At 75.1% G+C, this 15754-nt stretch carries 15 protein-coding genes, 1 other RNA gene and 1 pseudogene; 10 read left to right on the plus strand and 7 right to left on the minus strand.

Annotated elements, in window-relative coordinates; translation table 11 throughout:
* The first annotated feature begins 9 nt into the window (after nucleotides 1-9).
* The 8 genes from BUE37_RS04550 (at nucleotide 10) to ssrA (ending at nucleotide 6833) form a co-directional block, all read left to right on the plus strand.
* On the plus strand, nucleotides 10-417 hold the full coding sequence (locus BUE37_RS04550; RefSeq protein WP_217651118.1) for a VOC family protein: 408 nt from the start codon (nucleotides 10-12) through the stop codon (nucleotides 415-417).
* Nucleotides 418-428: 11 nt separating this feature from the next.
* The gene (locus BUE37_RS04555; RefSeq protein ID WP_083628278.1) at nucleotides 429-1454 is read left to right on the plus strand and encodes a GNAT family N-acetyltransferase; all 1026 of its coding nucleotides are present in this window, start codon (nucleotides 429-431) and stop codon (nucleotides 1452-1454) included.
* Nucleotides 1451-1891 (plus strand): GNAT family N-acetyltransferase, encoded by a 441-nt coding sequence (locus tag BUE37_RS04560; protein WP_175562785.1) that lies wholly within the window; start codon nucleotides 1451-1453, stop codon nucleotides 1889-1891. Before BUE37_RS04555 ends, BUE37_RS04560 begins: the two co-directional genes overlap by 4 nt.
* A gap of 10 nt (nucleotides 1892-1901) precedes the next feature.
* Nucleotides 1902-2780, plus strand: a complete 879-nt coding sequence (locus BUE37_RS04565) for an SCO6745 family protein (protein WP_073418875.1) — start codon at nucleotides 1902-1904, stop codon at nucleotides 2778-2780.
* On the plus strand, nucleotides 2777-3334 hold the full coding sequence (locus BUE37_RS04570) for a carboxymuconolactone decarboxylase family protein (RefSeq protein WP_217651119.1): 558 nt from the start codon (nucleotides 2777-2779) through the stop codon (nucleotides 3332-3334). Before BUE37_RS04565 ends, BUE37_RS04570 begins: the two co-directional genes overlap by 4 nt.
* Before the next feature lie 45 nt (nucleotides 3335-3379).
* Nucleotides 3380-4984, plus strand: a complete 1605-nt coding sequence (locus BUE37_RS04575) for an SLC13 family permease (protein WP_073418877.1) — start codon at nucleotides 3380-3382, stop codon at nucleotides 4982-4984.
* 253 nt (nucleotides 4985-5237) lie between these two features.
* Nucleotides 5238-6377, plus strand: coding sequence for a magnesium and cobalt transport protein CorA (locus BUE37_RS04580; RefSeq protein WP_073418879.1), 1140 nt, complete (start codon nucleotides 5238-5240; stop codon nucleotides 6375-6377).
* Between the two features lie 82 nt (nucleotides 6378-6459).
* Nucleotides 6460-6833: a transfer-messenger RNA gene (ssrA, locus tag BUE37_RS04585) on the plus strand.
* Between the two features lie 45 nt (nucleotides 6834-6878).
* On the opposite strand, the gene BUE37_RS04590 is transcribed toward ssrA, so the two are convergent.
* The 4 genes from BUE37_RS04590 to BUE37_RS04605 all read right to left on the minus strand — a co-directional run bounded on the left by BUE37_RS04590 (nucleotide 6879) and on the right by BUE37_RS04605 (nucleotide 10136).
* A complete protein-coding gene (locus BUE37_RS04590; RefSeq protein WP_073418881.1) occupies nucleotides 6879-7799 on the minus strand; it encodes an SDR family oxidoreductase in 921 nt (306 codons plus the stop codon).
* A complete protein-coding gene (locus BUE37_RS04595; protein WP_217651120.1) occupies nucleotides 7796-8512 on the minus strand; it encodes an SDR family oxidoreductase in 717 nt (238 codons plus the stop codon). Before BUE37_RS04595 ends, BUE37_RS04590 begins: the two co-directional genes overlap by 4 nt.
* A gap of 166 nt (nucleotides 8513-8678) precedes the next feature.
* Nucleotides 8679-9617: a helix-turn-helix domain-containing protein gene (locus BUE37_RS04600; RefSeq protein ID WP_073418885.1), complete on the minus strand. Its 939-nt coding sequence runs from the start codon at nucleotides 9615-9617 to the stop codon at nucleotides 8679-8681.
* A 141-nt stretch (nucleotides 9618-9758) separates the two neighbouring features.
* On the minus strand, nucleotides 9759-10136 hold the full coding sequence (locus BUE37_RS04605; RefSeq protein ID WP_073418887.1) for a cupin domain-containing protein: 378 nt from the start codon (nucleotides 10134-10136) through the stop codon (nucleotides 9759-9761).
* Nucleotides 10137-10344: 208 nt separating this feature from the next.
* On the opposite strand from BUE37_RS04605, the gene BUE37_RS04610 reads away from it, so the two are divergent.
* Nucleotides 10345-11766, plus strand: coding sequence for a tannase/feruloyl esterase family alpha/beta hydrolase (locus BUE37_RS04610; RefSeq protein WP_083628279.1), 1422 nt, complete (start codon nucleotides 10345-10347; stop codon nucleotides 11764-11766).
* A gap of 57 nt (nucleotides 11767-11823) precedes the next feature.
* Here the strand turns inward: BUE37_RS04610 and BUE37_RS24760 are convergent.
* Together BUE37_RS24760 and BUE37_RS04625 are read right to left on the minus strand one after the other, a co-directional pair.
* Nucleotides 11824-12357, minus strand: a pseudogene (locus tag BUE37_RS24760) (UGSC family (seleno)protein).
* Nucleotides 12357-13778 (minus strand): thioredoxin family protein, encoded by a 1422-nt coding sequence (locus tag BUE37_RS04625; protein WP_217651121.1) that lies wholly within the window; start codon nucleotides 13776-13778, stop codon nucleotides 12357-12359. The pseudogene BUE37_RS24760 and the gene BUE37_RS04625 overlap by 1 nt, the downstream one beginning before the upstream one ends.
* A 102-nt stretch (nucleotides 13779-13880) precedes the next feature.
* Between BUE37_RS04625 and BUE37_RS04630 the strand changes: the two genes are divergently transcribed.
* Complete coding sequence (locus BUE37_RS04630; protein ID WP_073418894.1) at nucleotides 13881-14948, plus strand: alpha/beta fold hydrolase; 1068 nt, start codon at nucleotides 13881-13883, stop codon at nucleotides 14946-14948.
* Between the two features lie 43 nt (nucleotides 14949-14991).
* Here BUE37_RS04630 and BUE37_RS04635 read toward each other — a convergent pair whose 3' ends face one another.
* Entirely contained in the window at nucleotides 14992-15693 is a 702-nt protein-coding gene (locus BUE37_RS04635; RefSeq protein ID WP_073418895.1) for a DUF4386 domain-containing protein, read from the minus strand.
* Between the last annotated feature and the right edge of the window lie 61 nt (nucleotides 15694-15754).

The raw sequence follows: 15754 nt of genomic DNA on the forward strand, positions 1-15754 counted from the left end.
CGGCAGTCCGTGACGATCCGACTCGCCGCCGCCGTCCTGGGCACCCCCGACCCGCGCGGGCTGGCGCGCTTCTACCAGCGGCTGCTCGGCTGGCCGGTCCGCGACGACACCGACGACTGGGCCACGCTGCGTCCCGAGGACGGCGGCACCGGCCTGTCCTTCCAGCTCGAGCGCGACCACGTGCCGCCGGTCTGGCCGCCGGAGCCGGGCACCCAGCAGATGCAGACCCACCTCGACCTGCTGGTCGACGACCTCGAGGCCGCCTGCGCGCTGGCCGAGGAGGCCGGCGCCCGGCGGATCGGCGGGTACGACGACCCGCAGGAGATCGTGCGGGTCTACGCCGATCCGGCCGGGCACCCGTTCTGCCTGTTCGTCCGGGTCGCAAATGCGTCGCCGGGACCGGAGGACCCCGCCTAACCTCGGGCACCGTGTCCGACCTGCTGCCCGCCGACGTGACCGGCGACGTGACCGGCCTGCCCGAGGGCCTCACCGCCCGCCCGCTCACCCTCGACGACGCCCCCGCCGCGGCCGAGCTGCTCGAGGCGGCCGAGGCCGTCGACGACACCGGCGAACACGAGGACGCCGCCGACCTGACCGAGTGGTGGGACCGCGAGCTGGTCGAGCTGCCCCGCGACGGCCGGGCGGTCGTCGACGCCGACGGCCGGCTGGTGGCCTGGGCGACGTCGATCGCCCCGCGCGGCGGCCGCGACGCCTTCCGCATCTGGACCGAGGGCCGCGTGCACCCCCACGTCCGCGGCCGTGGCGTCGGCCGGGCGCTGCTGGCCTGGCAGCTGCGCCGCGGCGCCGAGCAGCACGCCGAGTTCGGCCCGCCCGGCCTCCCCGCCCGGCTGGTCACCTCCGTCTGGCCGGCGATGACGTCGCTGGAGTCGATGCTGCGGCGCGCCGGCTTCGAGGTGGAGCGGCTGTTCGCCTCGATGGAGCGCCCGCTCACCGGGCTGCCCGCCGTCGCCCCGCCCGCCGGCGTGGACCTCGTGCCCTTCACCTGGGACCGCGACGACGAGGTCCGCCGGGCGCACAACGCCTCCTTCACCGAGCACCACGGCTCCACCGAGCGCGACGAGCAGGCCTGGCGCAACTGGTTCACCGGCCGGCAGGCGTTCCGGCCCGACCTGTCGGTGCTCGCGCTCACCGACGGCGCCGTCGCCGGCTACGTGCTCACCTACGAGTACGAGGCCGACACCCGCGCCACCGGCATCCGCACCGCCCACTTCGGCCAGATCGGCGTGCTGCCGCCCGCCCGCGGCCGCGGCGTCGCCTCGGCCACCATCGCCGCGGCGCTGGCCGCCGCGCAGGAGGCCGGGTACGCGCAGGCCGCCCTCGACGTCGACACCGAGAACACCACCGGCGCCTTCGCCCTCTACGAGCGGGTCGGCTTCCGGGTGGCCCGCACCCACCACGCCTGGGCGTACCTCGTCCCGCCGGCCGCGGGGTGACCCGCCCGGCGCGGGAGGACGACCTGCCGCTGGTCGAGGACGCCGAGCGGGCCTACGTCCGCGACGTCGAGCCCGACCAGGAGGCCGGCTGGACGGCGGCGCTCGACCGCAACCGGGCGCTGTGGCGGGAGAACCTGGCGCGCACCACGGTGCTCGAGGACGGCGGCGCGCCGGCCGGGTTCGTCATGTGGACGCCCGACGGCGACGCCGCGCTCGTCGTCACCGTGCAGGTGCTCCCGCCGCACCGCCGCCGCGGGCACGGCCGCCGGCTGCTGGAGGTGGTCGCCGCGCAGGCGCGCGCGGCCGGGCTGGCGGAGGTCCGCCTCGGCGTGCACCGCGACAACCCGGCTCGGGCGCTGTACGAGGCCGCCGGCTTCCTGCCCGCGGGGGAGGACGGCGCCTACCTGCTGTTCCGCCGCCCGGCCGCCCCGGCCTAGGGTCGCCGGCATGGTCAGCGCCGATCAGCCCGTCCTCGACCCCGCCCTCGTCGCCCGCGCGTACCGCGCCGTCGAGCCCCTGCACAACCACGTGTACTTCGTGCCGGAGACCGACCAGCACCTGACGGCGGCCGGGCTGCGGCCGGGGCGGATGGTCTACTTCGCGGGCCGCGCCGCGCCGATGGGCGCCGTCGGCCCGGGCGTGGTGACGGCGACCTTCTCCAACTTCTCCCCGGCGATCGTCGCGCGGCACGTCCCGCGGGCGTGGACGCTGGCCACCCCCGAGCAGGTCGTGGCCGCCCGGTTCGCCGCCGCCCGCGCCTCGCTCACCCGGCTGCTCGGCGGCGAGGAGGCCGCGGCCGCGCCCGAGGTCGGCGAGCTGGGCGACCTGCTCGTCGAGGCCTGCACCGTGCTCACCGCCGAGGGCCGCCCGCTCTACGCCGGCCACGCCGACCTCGCGTGGCCCGCCGACCCGGTGAGCCGGCTCTGGCACGCCGCCTCGCTGCTGCGCGAGTGGCGCGGCGACGGGCACGTCGCCGTCCTCGTCCGCCACGAGCTGTCGGGCCTGGAGGCGCTGGTCAGCCACACCGCCACCGGCCGCGGCTTCCTGCCCTCCTCGGCCAAGGCCACCCGCGGCTGGAGCGACGAGGAGTGGGACGCCGCCGCCGCGCGGCTGGCCGGCCGCGGCCTGCTCGACGGCGACCGGCTCACCGACGCCGGCCTGCAGCTGCGCGCCGACCTCGAGACCGAGACCGACGCGCTGTCCACCGCGCCCTGGGCGCACCTCGGCCCCGAGCGCACCGCCCGCGTGATCGCCCTGGGCAAGGCGCTGTCGAGCACGCTCGTGACCAACGGCGCCTACCCGGCCGGCGTCTTCGCCGGCCGGTGACCGCCCGGCTGCCCGAGGCGTCCGGCGAGGGGCCCACCGGCGACCTGCTGCGCGCGCGGCGCGGCGGCACGCTCACCGTGCTGGACCGGCTGCTGCTGCACAGCCCGCCGGTGGCCGAGGGCTGGAACGCGCTGCTCGGCGCCCTGCGCGGCGGCAGCACGCTGCCCGCCGACCTGCGCGAGCTCGTCGTCCTGCGGGTCGCCGTGCTCACCGGGGCGGAGTTCGAGTGGACCGCCCACGAGCCGATCGGCCGCCGCGCCGGGTTGACCGACCGTCACCTGCGCCGGCTGCGCGCCGCCGAGCCCACCGCCGACCCCGCCGCCGAGCCCGCCGACGGGCCGGTGTGGACGCCCGCGCAGGCCGCCGTCCTCGCCTTCACCGACGCCTCCGCCCGCGCCGTCGACGTCCCCGACGCGGTGTTCGCCGCGGTGCGGGAGCACCTCGACGACCGGCAGGTCGTGGAGCTGACCGTGCTGGTCGGCGGCTACTGCATGGTGTCGCGGTTCCTCGTGGCGATGCGCGTGCCGCCGTCGGACGGCGAGGTCGCCGGGTAGCGCCGTCCTCCCTATCGTGTGGATCACACCGGGCTGGGAGCTGCCATGACGACGACCGACCGTCCCGCACAGCGCACCGACGTCGACGCCGCGTTCCGCGGCTCGGCCACCTACCGCAGCCTCGGCGAGCAGCAGCTCAGCCCGGCGGAGGAGCGCTTCGAGAAGGGGCGCCGCACGGTCGGGCTGTTCCTCGCCCCGCTCGTGACGGTCGTCTTCGCGCTGCTGCCGCTCGGCATGGAGGACCAGCAGCAGCTGCTGGCCGCGATCCTGCTCGGGGTCATCGTCCTGTGGATCACCGAGCCGGTGCCCATCCCGATCGGCGGTCTCATCGGGCTGGCGGCGATCGTCGTCCTCGGGGTGGTCCCGGCCGACGACGCCGTGGCGCCCTTCGGGTCGACGACGGTGTTCACCTTCATCGGCGCGTTCATCCTCGCCGCCGCGATGCTCAAGCACGGCGTCGCACGCCGGTTCGCCATGGCGATCCTGTCGCTGCGCTGGGTGGGCGGCTCCACGTCGCGCCTGGTCATCGCCTTCGGCCTGATCACCGCGCTGCTGTCGGCGTTCGTGTCCAACACCGCCACCGTGGCGATGCTCCTGCCGACGGCGCTCGGCATCCTCTCCGTCATCGCCAAGCTGCTGCAGGACAAGGGCCTGGTGCAGCCCGACTTCGACCCGCTCCGGCTGCGGGTCGGCGTCGCGCTCATGCTGATGCTGGCCTACGGCGCGAGCGTCGGCGGGCTCATCACCCCCGTGGGGACGCCGCCCAACCTCATCGGCCGCGGCCTGATCGAGGAGGCGACGGGGGAGCGGATCGGCTTCCTGCAGTGGATGCTCATGGCGCTGCCCATCTGCGCGCTCATGTTCGTGGCGCTGGCCGCCGTCCTGCTGCTGCTCAACAAGCCGGAGATCAAGCGCATCGAGGGCGTCCACGAGTACGTGCAGGCCGAGCGGGCGGAGCTCGGCCCGGTCTCCCGCGCGGAGAAGAACACGCTGGTCGCGTTCGGGATCACCGTGGCGCTGTGGATCTTCCCCGGCGTCATCGCGCTCACCGCCGGCACCGAGTCCGAGCTCTACACGACGATCAGCGACCGGATCGACGAGGGCATCGTCGCGATCCTCGGGGCGTCGCTGCTGTTCCTGCTGCCCACCGACTGGAAGAAGCGGGAGTTCACCCTCCGCTGGTCCGACGCCGCCACGATCGACTGGGGCACGGTGCTGCTCTTCGGCACCGGCATCGTCTTCGGCTCGCTGCTGGCCGACACCGGCCTGGCCGAGACGATCGGCAACGCGTCCGCCGACACCCTCGGCCTCGGCAGCACCCTCGCGATCACCGTCTTCGCGGTCATCCTGGCGATCGTCATCAGCGAGACGACGTCGAACACCGCGTCGGCCGCCGTCGTCGTGCCGATCATCATCCCGGTGGCCGTGGCGGCGGGGATCAACCCGTTCGTCCCGGCACTGGCGGCCACGTTCGCGGCGTCGTTCGGGTTCATGCTCCCGGTGTCCACGCCGCAGAACGCCATCGTCTACGGCTCCGGCGTCGTGCCGATCACGAAGATGATCCGGTCGGGCATCTCCTTCGACGTGCTCGGCGCGCTGCTCATCGTCGTCCTGCTGCCGGTGATGGTGGGCCTCGTCCTCGAGGTCTGATCCTCCGGGTGAACGGAGAGGGAAGTCTCCGTCTCCGGCGGGCCCGCACGCCCGGCGGCGTGTCACGATGGACGACGGCCCGGACGACGACGGGCGCCGGTCGACGGAGGGAGGGCGAGCGCATGCGCAGCGAACCCCCCAGTCCCAGTCCCGAGGTCCTCCCCGCCTAGCTCCCGGCGCAGCCCCGCGCCCCGGTGCCCGCGTGGAGGACCACTGCTGTGTCCTCCGCCCAGCGTCCTCCCGGGAGCCCGTCATGGCCGACCGTCGCCTCGCGCCCCTCACCGCCCTGTCCACCCTGGGCCGCCGCCCGCGGCCGCCGGTGGTGCGCCCCGTCCCGCCGCCGCCCCCACCCGCGCCGGTGGTGCGGCAGTCGAGGCTCATCGACAACGCCGTCTACGCCGGTGGCCGGCGCATCGCGACCCCGCCGTCGGCGGCCGAGAGCCACGACTGGCTGACCGAGGGCTTCGACGACCGCCTCGTGTGGCTCGGCCTCTACCGGCCCGAGCCCGCCGAGCTGGGGGAGCTCGCCGAGCAGTACGGGCTGCCCGAGCTCGCCGTCGAGGACGCCATCCAGGCCCACCAGCGGCCCAAGTTCGAGCGCTACGGCGACACGCTGTTCGTCGTCCTCAAGGCCGCGCGCTATCTGGACGCGGCGGAGGAGGTCGAGTTCGGTGAGCTGCACCTGTTCCTCGGCCGGCAGTTCGCGATCACCGTCCGGCACTCCGAGTCGCCCGACCTCGCGCGGGTGCGGCGCCGGCTGGAGAGCGAGCCGGACCTGCTCGGCCGGGGCAGCGAGGCGGTGCTCTACGCGATCCTCGACGCCGTCGTCGACGGGTACTCCCCGGTCGTCGCGGGCCTGGCCAACGACATCGACGAGATCGAGACCGAGGTCTTCCGCGGGGACCCGGGCGTCTCGCGGCGCATCTACGAGCTGTCGCAGGAGGTCCTGGAGTTCCAGCGCGCCGCGCAGCCGCTGACCGGCATCCTCGCCGCGATCACCGCCGGCTTCGACAAGTACGGCGTCGACGAGGAGCTGCGCAGCTACCTGCGCGACGTCGCCGACCACGTCACCCAGGTGACCGAGCGCATCGAGGCGTTCCGGCTGCAGCTGCGCGACATCCTCACCGTGAACGCGACCCTGGTGGCGCAGCGGCAGAACGACGAGATCCGCGAGCTCACCGAGGCCTCGATCGCGCAGGGCGAGGAGGTCAAGAAGATCTCCGCCTGGGCGGCCATCCTGTTCGCGCCGACCCTGGTGGGCACGGTCTACGGGATGAACTTCGACGACATGCCCGAGCTGTCGTGGCACCTCGGGTACCCGTTCGCGCTGGTGCTGATGCTGGGCGTGAGCCTGACCCTGTACGCGGTGTTCAAGCGGCGCGACTGGATCTAGGGCCGGCGCGCCACCAACGCGCCGGGACGGCGGGGGAACAACCCGGGAGCCGTCCCGGTTACGATGGGTGGACAACTACACAGGGGGTGAATGGTCTCGACTGCGGTCGGGTGACCAGGGGAAGCGAGCCGAGGAAGCCGACGATGAGCTCGTTAACCACGCGTCGGAAAACACACAAGCGCCGACTCCAGTCAGCGCGAGTTCGCCCTCGCTGCCTAAGTAGCGAGGCGACTCTGTCAGCCCGGGTTCGTCATCGGCCCGGATCCTGGCATCAGCTAGATGACTCACCGTGAGCGCCGGTCGCGGGCGCCCACGGGAAACCAAACAGCGACTGGGCCTGTCATCTGGACGTGTTCGTGCGATCGGGAGGGCCGAGCAGAGGCAGAGCGGACTGCGCTCGGAGAAGCCCTGGTGATGCGTCGCAGGACGCGGGTTCGATTCCCGCCACCTCCACCCCGTGCGAGAGCCCCGGTCGGGTGTCCGACCGGGGCTCTCGTGCGTCTAGCCGCGGGCGGGTGCCCCGTCGGTCCGGACGCGGAGCAGGTCCTCCAGCCCGATCCGCTCGTAGAACTCCCGCCGCACCTGGTCGCCGAGGTGGTTGACGCGCTCGGCGCCGTCGTCGGTGGGGTCCACGTGGACGCGGAAGGGCCGGGTGCCCTTCTCCATCCCGACGACGGCGGCCACCTGGCGGGCCACCTCGGCGGGGTCGGCGTCGGGCGGCGAGAGCTCCGCGAGCCGGGCGCCGACCTGGTCGAGCAGCCCCGAGTACTCGGTCTCGTAGGCGGCGGCGACCTGCTCGTCGCGCGGGCTCCCCGCGTGCGCGAAGTGGTTCGTGCCCGTGGTGAACGAGCCCGGCACGACGATCACCGAGTCCACCCCGAACCGCGCGAGCTCCGCGGCGTAGGACACCGCCAGGGAGTCCTCGGCCGCCTTCGCCGCGAAGTACGGCGCCAGGTACGGCGGGGTGCCGCCGCGCGTGCTGGTCGAGCCGATCCACACCACCAGCCCGTCCCGCTGCGCCCGCAGGTGCGGCAGCACGGCCCGGTTGAGGCGCTGGGTGGAGACGGCGTTGGTGTCGAAGACGTCGTGCAGCTGCTCCGGGGTGAATGCCTCGGTCGGCCCGAGGACCATGTGGCCGGCGTTGTGCACGACGACGTCGATCCGCCCCGCCTCGGCCAGCACCCGCGCGACCGCCGCGTCGGTGCTGTCCTGGTCGCCGACGTCGAGTTCGACCGTGCGCAGGTCGATCCCGGCGTCCCGTGCCTCGGCCCGCGCCTCCTCGACGGCGGGCGCGTTGCGCCCGGCGGTGTCCCGGATGCCGGCGTAGACGGTGTGCCCGGCGCCGGCGAGCTCGCGGGAGATCATCCGCCCGAAGCCGCTGGAGGCGCCCGAGACGAGCACGACCCTCGGGTCCCCGCTCATGCCGCACCCCCGTTGGCGAAGACGACCTGGCCGTTGACCCACCGGCCGGGGCCGGCGAGGAAGGCGACGACCTCGGCGATGTCCGCGGGCTCGCCGAGGCGGCCCATCGGGTTCATCGACGCCATCCGGGCGATGGTCTCCTCGTCCTTGCCGTCGAGGAACAGCGGCGTCGCCGTCGGCCCGGGGGCCACCGTGTTGACGGTGACGTCCCGCCCCGCGACCTCCTTGGCCAGGATCGGGGTCATCGCCTCCACCGCGCCCTTGGTCGCCACGTAGGCGGCGTAGGTCGGGAGTGCCAGGCGGGTCACCGACGTCGACACGTTGACCAGCGCCCCGCCGTCGCGGAGCCGGCGCAGCGCCTCCGCGGAGACGACCAGCGTGCCGCGGAGGTTGGTGCGGACCATGCCGTCGACCTCCCCGCCCTCCTTCAGGTCCGCCTGCGCCAGCGGCGCGAGGCGCATGATCCCGGCGGTGTTGACGACGACGTCGACGCCGCCGAACTCGCTCTCCGCCGCCGTGAAGACCGCCGCCACCTGGTCCTCGGCGGCGACGTCGGCCTGCGCGGTGGTCGCGAGGCCGCCCGCGGCGACGACGGCCCGCGCGACCTCCTCCGCCCGCTGCGGGTTTCCCGCGTAGTGCACGACGACGGCGAAGCCGTCGGCGCCGAGACGCTCGGCGCACGCCCGGCCGATGCCGCCGGACCCTCCGGTCACCACCGCCACGCGACGTGTGCGGTCCGGCCCTGTGCTGGTGCTCTGACTCATCTCACTCCTCGTCGTGGGGACGCCCGTCATCGTCGGGCGGCCGCCGGGGTGCACGTGACCCGCGGAGTGCGCGGTTCCGTCCCGGGGAGTGCGCCGCTGGGCGGAACGGGCCGGCTCAGGAGCCGCGGACCGCCCGCCGGTAGGCCGACGGCGAGGTGCCGCGGTCCCGCCGGAACGCCTCCGCGAAGTGGCTGGTGCCCGCGTAGCCGACGGCGACGGCGACGTCGAGAACCGGCAGGTCGGTGCTGCGCAGCAGCCGGGCGGCGGAGTCCATCCGCAGCCGGACGAGGTAGCGGTGCGGGGTCAGGCCGGTGGCGGCGGTGAACGCCCGCAGGAAGTGCGCCCGCGACAGGTGCACCAGCGCGGCGCACTCGTCGAGGCCGACCTCCCGGCCCAGGTGCGCGTGCAGGTGGTCGACGACCCGCCGGACGGCGGCGTCGGGGAGCGGGCGCACACCGCGCGGGGCCGGCGCGAGGGTCCGCCCGTCGCGCGGCTGCGCACTGACCAGCTGGGCGGCGACGGCGAGTGCGAGCGCCTCGCCCGCCAGGCGGGGCGCGCCCCCCTCGGACGCGGCGGCCAGGGCCCGGGCCGAGGCGAACACCCCGGGGTGCTCCAGGACGAGGACGTCGGGGTGCCGGGCGGGGTCCCAGGCCACCCCGAGCGACCGGGACGCCTCCTCCATCAGCCCCGCGCCCAGGTGGACCTGCACGGTGCTGGCCGGCCGGCCGCCGTCCTCGAGCGGTCGCCAGCGCAGCGTGGAGGTGGCGCCGGGAGCGGTGACGCCCATCGCCCCGGGCCGGTAGTCCGCCCCCACCCACCGCCGGCCGCGCCGGCTCTCCAGCCGGTAGGCGCCGGACCGCTGCACCACCAGCAGGCTGTCGCGGGTGGGCGCGGTGGTGAACTCCTCGGCCACCGCGGGCTCGGCGTACCGGCGGACCAGCACGGTGCTCCAGGAGCCGGGGCTGGTCCACTCCGGGCGCCGGGCCGGCAGCGACCGCCAGGCCTCCCGGCTGGCCGGGTCCAGGCCCGTCGCCGGCGCCGCGTCGGTGCTCATCGGCCGGACCTCCCGGTTCCGTCCCGGGGGAGGCCTCGTGCGGCTCCGGGCGCGCGCACAGTCAACCCCGGCCGGGGCCGGACGTGCGTGGTGCCGCCGCCCCCAGGGTCGCGCCGCGGCCCCGGGCAGCCGCTGCCTCGATCAGGCGGGCGACGGGCCGTCGACGTTGACGACGGCCTCGCCCGACCCGGCCCGGAAGACGACGATCGCCGACTGCTCGCCGGCCGGGTTGCCCTCGCGGTGCACCGCGTGCGGCGCGACGTACAGGAAGTCACCGGCCCGCGCCTCCAGGACCTCCTCGCCGCCGGGGCCGAACTCCATCCGCAGCGCGCCGGAGACGACGTAGATCGTCGACTCGTGGTCGCCGTGGTGGTGCCACCCCGACGTCACCCCGGCCTCAGTGGTGACGTGCCCGGCCCACAGCCCGCCCGTCGCCACTGCCTGCTCGCGGTGCATGCCCGGTGTGGGGTGCCCCTCCGAGCGGTCCTCCGGGCGCACCAGCCGCACGTCGTCGCTCATCCGTTCCTCCCGGTGGCTCGGGGACCGCGGTCCCGGCGGCGCCCGATCATCCTCGCCGCGGCGGCGGGCGGCACCCCGTGCGGCGGGGGTGTGGGCACAGCACATCCCGGGCGGCCAGAGCGGTGGGCCCGCCACCTGTCGCCGTGGCCCGCCCGGTCCCAGCATGTGACGTGGACCACGGCCGATCGTCGCGCACGGAGGAGCCCTCGTGACACAGCGCAGAACCGTCCCTCTGATCACCCTCGGCATCGCGGCGGCGCTGGCGTTGCAGGCGTCCCCGGCCACGGCCGCTCCGGGCGGCCCGGGCGGCCCGGGCGCCGGGCCCCGGCCGTGCGCCGCGGACGACACGGTCGAGGTCCCGGGCGCCGAGCTCAGCGTCACCGCGTGCCTGCCCGACCTCACCACCGCGGGCCTGCAGGCCGCCGCCCCGGGCCGCTACACCGACCCCGCCGACTGGACGGGCCTGCACATGCCGGGCACGCGGAACCCGACCGGGGTGCCGGGCCTGCAGGTCGACGGCTACTTCCCCGACACCTCCACCACCAACACGCTGCACGGGTGGGACCACGACAGCCAGTTCGTCCTGCGCATCCCGGACGACTGGAACGGCGGCCTCGTGGTCAGCGGCGCGCCCGGGACCCGCAAGCAGTACGCCTCGGACTTCCTGATCTCCGACTTCGTCCTGGCCCAGGGCTTCGCCTACGCCTCGACGGACAAGGGCAACAACGGCGTCGACTTCTACCGGGACGGCGTCGCGCCCGGGGACGCCGTCATGGAGTGGCACGACCGGGTCACGCAGCTCGCGGTCGCGGCCAAGGGCGCCATCCGCGAGCACCTCGGCCGGGCGCCGGAGCGGACCTACATGGCCGGCATCAGCAACGGCGGCTACCTGGTGCGGTGGCAGCTGGAGAACCGGGCCCACCTCTACGACGGCGGCGTCGACTGGGAGGGCACCCTGTTCACCCCCGACGGGCCCAACCTGTTCACCTACCTGCCGACCGCCGTGCGGTACACGCTCGGGCAGGCGACCGCGGCGGACATGTACGCCGCCGGCTTCGCCCGCGGGTCCGAGCCGCTGTGGGAGTACCACCGGACGGTGTACTGGGGGCTGACGCAGAAGACCTACCGGGCCGAGTTCGACCCGGGGTACGACCCGGCCTGCCCCGGGGCCACCGCCGGCACGACCCTGCCCGCGATCCTGGCGCCCTGCCCGAGCGACGCGGGCTACGACGCCTGGTTCGCCGACCCGCGCTCCCAGGCCGCGCACGACGCGCTGGCCCGGGTCAGCCTCACCGGGAAGATCAAGAAGCCGCTGCTCACCCTGCACGGCACCCTCGACACGCTGCTGCCGATCAGCACCGACAGCGACGTCTACGCCGAGATGGTCGCCGACCGGAACCGGGACCGGCTGCACCGCTACTACCGCATCGAGGGCGGCAACCACGTCGACAGCCTGGTGCCGCTCGACCCGGCGCACCTGCGGCCGATGCTGCCCTGCTTCCGCACCGCGTTCGACGCGCTCACCGCGTGGGTCGAGGAGGGGGCGCAGCCGCCGGCGAGCACGACGGTCCCGCGCCCGGCCGGGGCCGGGACCGACCCGCTGCTGCTCGACACCTGCTCGCTCGGCTGACGCCGGCTCCGCGGGGGCCCGGGGGACGTCGTCCCCGGGCCCCCGCGGGTGTCCCGCTCAGCCGCCGGGCCGGGCCACCGCGGTGACCGCGGCCAGCACCGCGGGGTAGGCGTCGCGGGCCAGCCGGCGCAGCTCGTCGTCGGTGCGGTCCTGGATCGGGTGCGGCACGAGCACGTGCGGCACCGCCAGGCCGAGCGCGCGCGACTGGGCGGTCGCGGCGTCGGCGAACTCCGACGAGGCGAGGAAGACCCCCACCACGCCCCGGGCCTCGAGGTCGGCGATGTCGTGCACACTGCACGACGTGCACGAGCCCTAGTCGGCCAGTGCCTCGATGACCACCTCGCAGTGGGTGGCGATCTCGTGCCGCAGGTCCACCGGCGCCGGCCGGGCGAACGTCGGCTTGCGGTAGCGCAGGGTGCGCACGCCGTCGGCCCGCAGCAGCGCCTCGAGCTCCTCGACGACGACGTCGCCGCGGCTCTTGGAGATGTCGAGCAGGCCGACCGTCCGGCCCTCCAGCGACGCCGGCCGCGCGGTCAGCGCGCGCTCCGCCGGCCGCCGCTCCGACGTCGGGTCGAGCAGCACCCGTGCCATCACGCCTCCTCGATCGGGACGGTGACCGGCGTGCTGCCGGTCGCGCCGCTGGCCCAGCCGCCGATGACGGCCGAGAACATGCCGGCCGGGCCGCCGGCGTAGGTGAGCAGGAGCCCGCCGGGTCGGAACTTCGGCAGCGGCCGGTCGAGCAGCGCGTCCGGCATCCCCTCGGCGATGCCGAGGGCGCCGCGCCGCAGCTCGTCGGGCTGCAGGACCAGCAGCGGCTCCAGCTCGGCGAGCAGCCGCTCGCGGTCCCACCCGGCCTCCCGGAACACCCGGCCGTGCTCGGGGCCGAGGACGACGAGGGCGTCCATGCCGAGCGCGGCCTTGGGGTGCCCGACGGTGCGCAGCACCAGCGCGAGCGTGCGGGCCAGCGACTCCGGCGTCCGGCTGAGCTGGTCGAGGAACGGGACGAGCCCGGCGCCGGCGAAGACGGTGAGCGCGGAGCCCGGGACGCCGCGGGACTCCGCGAGCGGCGGGAAGGGGCGCAGGCCGTCGTCGGCCTCGGCGAAGCACCAGCCGACCTTGCCGGGGTTGCCGAGGGTGGCGCGGTCGACCTCGCCCGGCCGCCCGCCGCCGACGTTGCGGACGACGAGCTGCAGCGCGCGGCCGATGGTCGCGTTGGCCCGGTCGCCCTGGCCGAGCACGTTGATGCCCGAGTTCATCCGCAGCCGCCGGGTGACCGGGCCGTTCACCACCAGCACCGGCCCCGCCGACCAGGTGGTGGCCAGCACGCCGTGCAGCGCGAACTCGTCGCGGCAGGCCGCCTCGACCGCGGCCAGCACCACCGGCAGGTGCTCGGGCAGGCACCCGGCCAGGACCGCGTTGACCGCGACCTTCTCCACCGTGCACTCGACGAGGTCGGGCGGGACGACGGCGACCACCTCGTCCGGCGCCCGGCTCGTGCCGCCGAGCATGCGCAGCACCCGCTCCTCGGTGGGCGGCACGCAGGGCAGGCCGTCGCTCCAGCCGCGGGCGTACACCGCCTCGACGTCGTCCTCCAGGTCGGCGAGCTCGACCCGGCGGGCGGTGAGCACCGAGCCGCCGTAGCGGCGGGCCAGCTCCTCCTCGACGCCCCACTCGACGCTGCGCGACCCGCAGCCCGGCCGGTGCTCGGGCAGACCGGGCCCGAGGTCCTCGACGCCGGTGAAGGTCTCCCAGGCGCTGCGCAGCCAGCCCTCGACGCGGCCGGTCTCGGCGCCGCCGTCGACGCGCAGCAGCGTGGGCACCGTCTCGATCCGCAGCCGCCAGCTCACCTCGAGCTCGCGGTCGTCGGTGACGGGCAGCCCGGCGGGGAAGCCCGGGTCGTCCTGGCTGACGACGGTGAGCGCGCCGGCGCCGGCCAGCTGCTGCAGCACGGGCTCGACCAGCGCGCACGTGGGGCAGTCGCGCTTGACGACCGCCACGAGTCCGTCGGGCACCGGTGCCACCGGTCGACTCTGACACGGGTGTCAACCCGCCCCTGGTCAGCGGCCGCCCGGTCGGCCAGAGTGAGCCGGGTCACCCAGATGAGGGGAGCCGCCGTGATCGAGAACGCCTTCTACACGCCCGAGGTGCAGGGTGCCTACCAGCTGCACGCGCTCGGCGGGTTCGACCTCGAGGAGGGCGGGCGCATCCCCGACCTGCGGCTGGCCTACGCCACCTACGGCGAGCTCAGTCCGTCCAAGGACAACGCGATCCTCATCCCCACCTGGTTCAGCGGCACGCACGCCACCTGGGAGCAGACCTACATCGGCCCCGGCCGGGCGCTGGACCCCTCCCGCTGGTTCATCGTCGTGGTCAACCAGATCGGCAACGGGCTGTGCACCTCGCCGCACAACACCGACGGCGAGATCGCCATGTCGCGCTTCCCGCGGGTGCGGATCGGCGACGACGTCCGCGCCCAGCAGCAGCTCGCCGCGGAGCTGTTCGGCATCGAGCGGTGGGCGCTGGTGGTCGGCGGGTCGATGGGCGCCCAGCAGACCTACGAGTGGGCGGTGCGCTTCCCCGACCGGGTGCTGCGCGCCGCGCCCATCGCCGGTACCGCGCAGAACACCCCGCACGACTTCCTGTTCACCCGCTCGCTCATGGACGCCATCACCTCCGACCCCGGCTGGAACGGCGGCGAGTACCGCTCGCACACCGACGTCGCCGACGGCCTGCGCCGGCACGCCGACATCTGGGCCGTGCTCGGCCTGTCCACGGAGTTCTGGAAGACCGAGTACTGGCGCACCATCGAGATCCCCGACGTCACCTGGTCGACGTTCGAGGAGTTCCAGGAGCGGTTCGTGCAGGCCACGTTCCTCGCGATGGACCCCAACGCCCTGCTCACCATGGGCTGGAAGTGGCAGCGGGGCGACGTCACCCGCTTCACCGGCGGCGACCTCGCCGGGGCGCTGGGCCGGATCACGGCGAAGACGTTCGTCATGCCGATCGACGAGGACATGTTCTTCCCCGTCCGCGACTGCGCCGCCGAGCAGGCGCTGATCCCGGGGAGCGAGCTGCGCGTGCTGCCGAGCATCGCCGGCCACTTCGGGCTGTTCGGCTTCGAGAAGACCTACCTCGACGAGGTCGACCGCAACCTCACCGAGCTGCTCGAGGCCCGGGTGTGACGCGCGGGCGGGCGGCGTCCCGGCGCCGCCCGCCCGTCACGGGTCAGGCGGGGACGAGCTCCGACCGGGCCGGCAGGACGGCGGCCGGCCGGCGGAAGCCGCGCGCGATCAGGTACACCGCCAGCGAGATCTCCCACGCGGCCACCGGGACGGCGCCGAGCATGCCCCACACCGAGACCTGCTCGTAGACGCCGAAGAGGACGGCCGTCGACGAGAGGGTCACCAGCGGGCCGCCGACCAGGCCGAGCACGGCCACCGGCCGGGGCGCGAGCCGGCCTCGGTACACGAGCGCGGCGAGCAGCAGCGTGTTGACGCCGATGACGAGGCCGGGGCCGACGAGGAACGTCGCGTCGTGCAGCGCGACCAGGCCCTGCGCGACGCCCACGAGCGGACCGCCGTCGGTCCCCGCGGCGTCCTGGCGCAGCGTGACCACGGCGAGGACGGCGACGATCCCGACGGTGATGACGGCGGCCTCCAGCAGGCGGCCGGCGACGTAGCCCAGCGCGAGCGCGCGGCCGTGCCGCTCGACCACCGGGAAGGCCGTGACGGCGGTCCCGATGACGGCGGCGGCGAGCACCACCTCGAGGAACGCCCCCCACAGCACCCGGGTGTCCGCACCCGGGCCCAGGACGTAGCCCGGGTCGCCCAGCAGCGGCTGGTACAGCGCGAGGGCGACGACCGCGGCGACGGCCGCGACCAGGAAGAACACGCCGGTGACGACGGCGGCTGCGCGGGACTCCCGCATGGACGACCAGCTCCTCTGCTCCGTGGTGTACGGCGTACACCAACGCCGCGGACGCTAGGTG

Source organism: Geodermatophilus nigrescens, assembly GCF_900129495.1.
GTDB classification, from domain to species: domain Bacteria; phylum Actinomycetota; class Actinomycetes; order Mycobacteriales; family Geodermatophilaceae; genus Geodermatophilus; species Geodermatophilus nigrescens.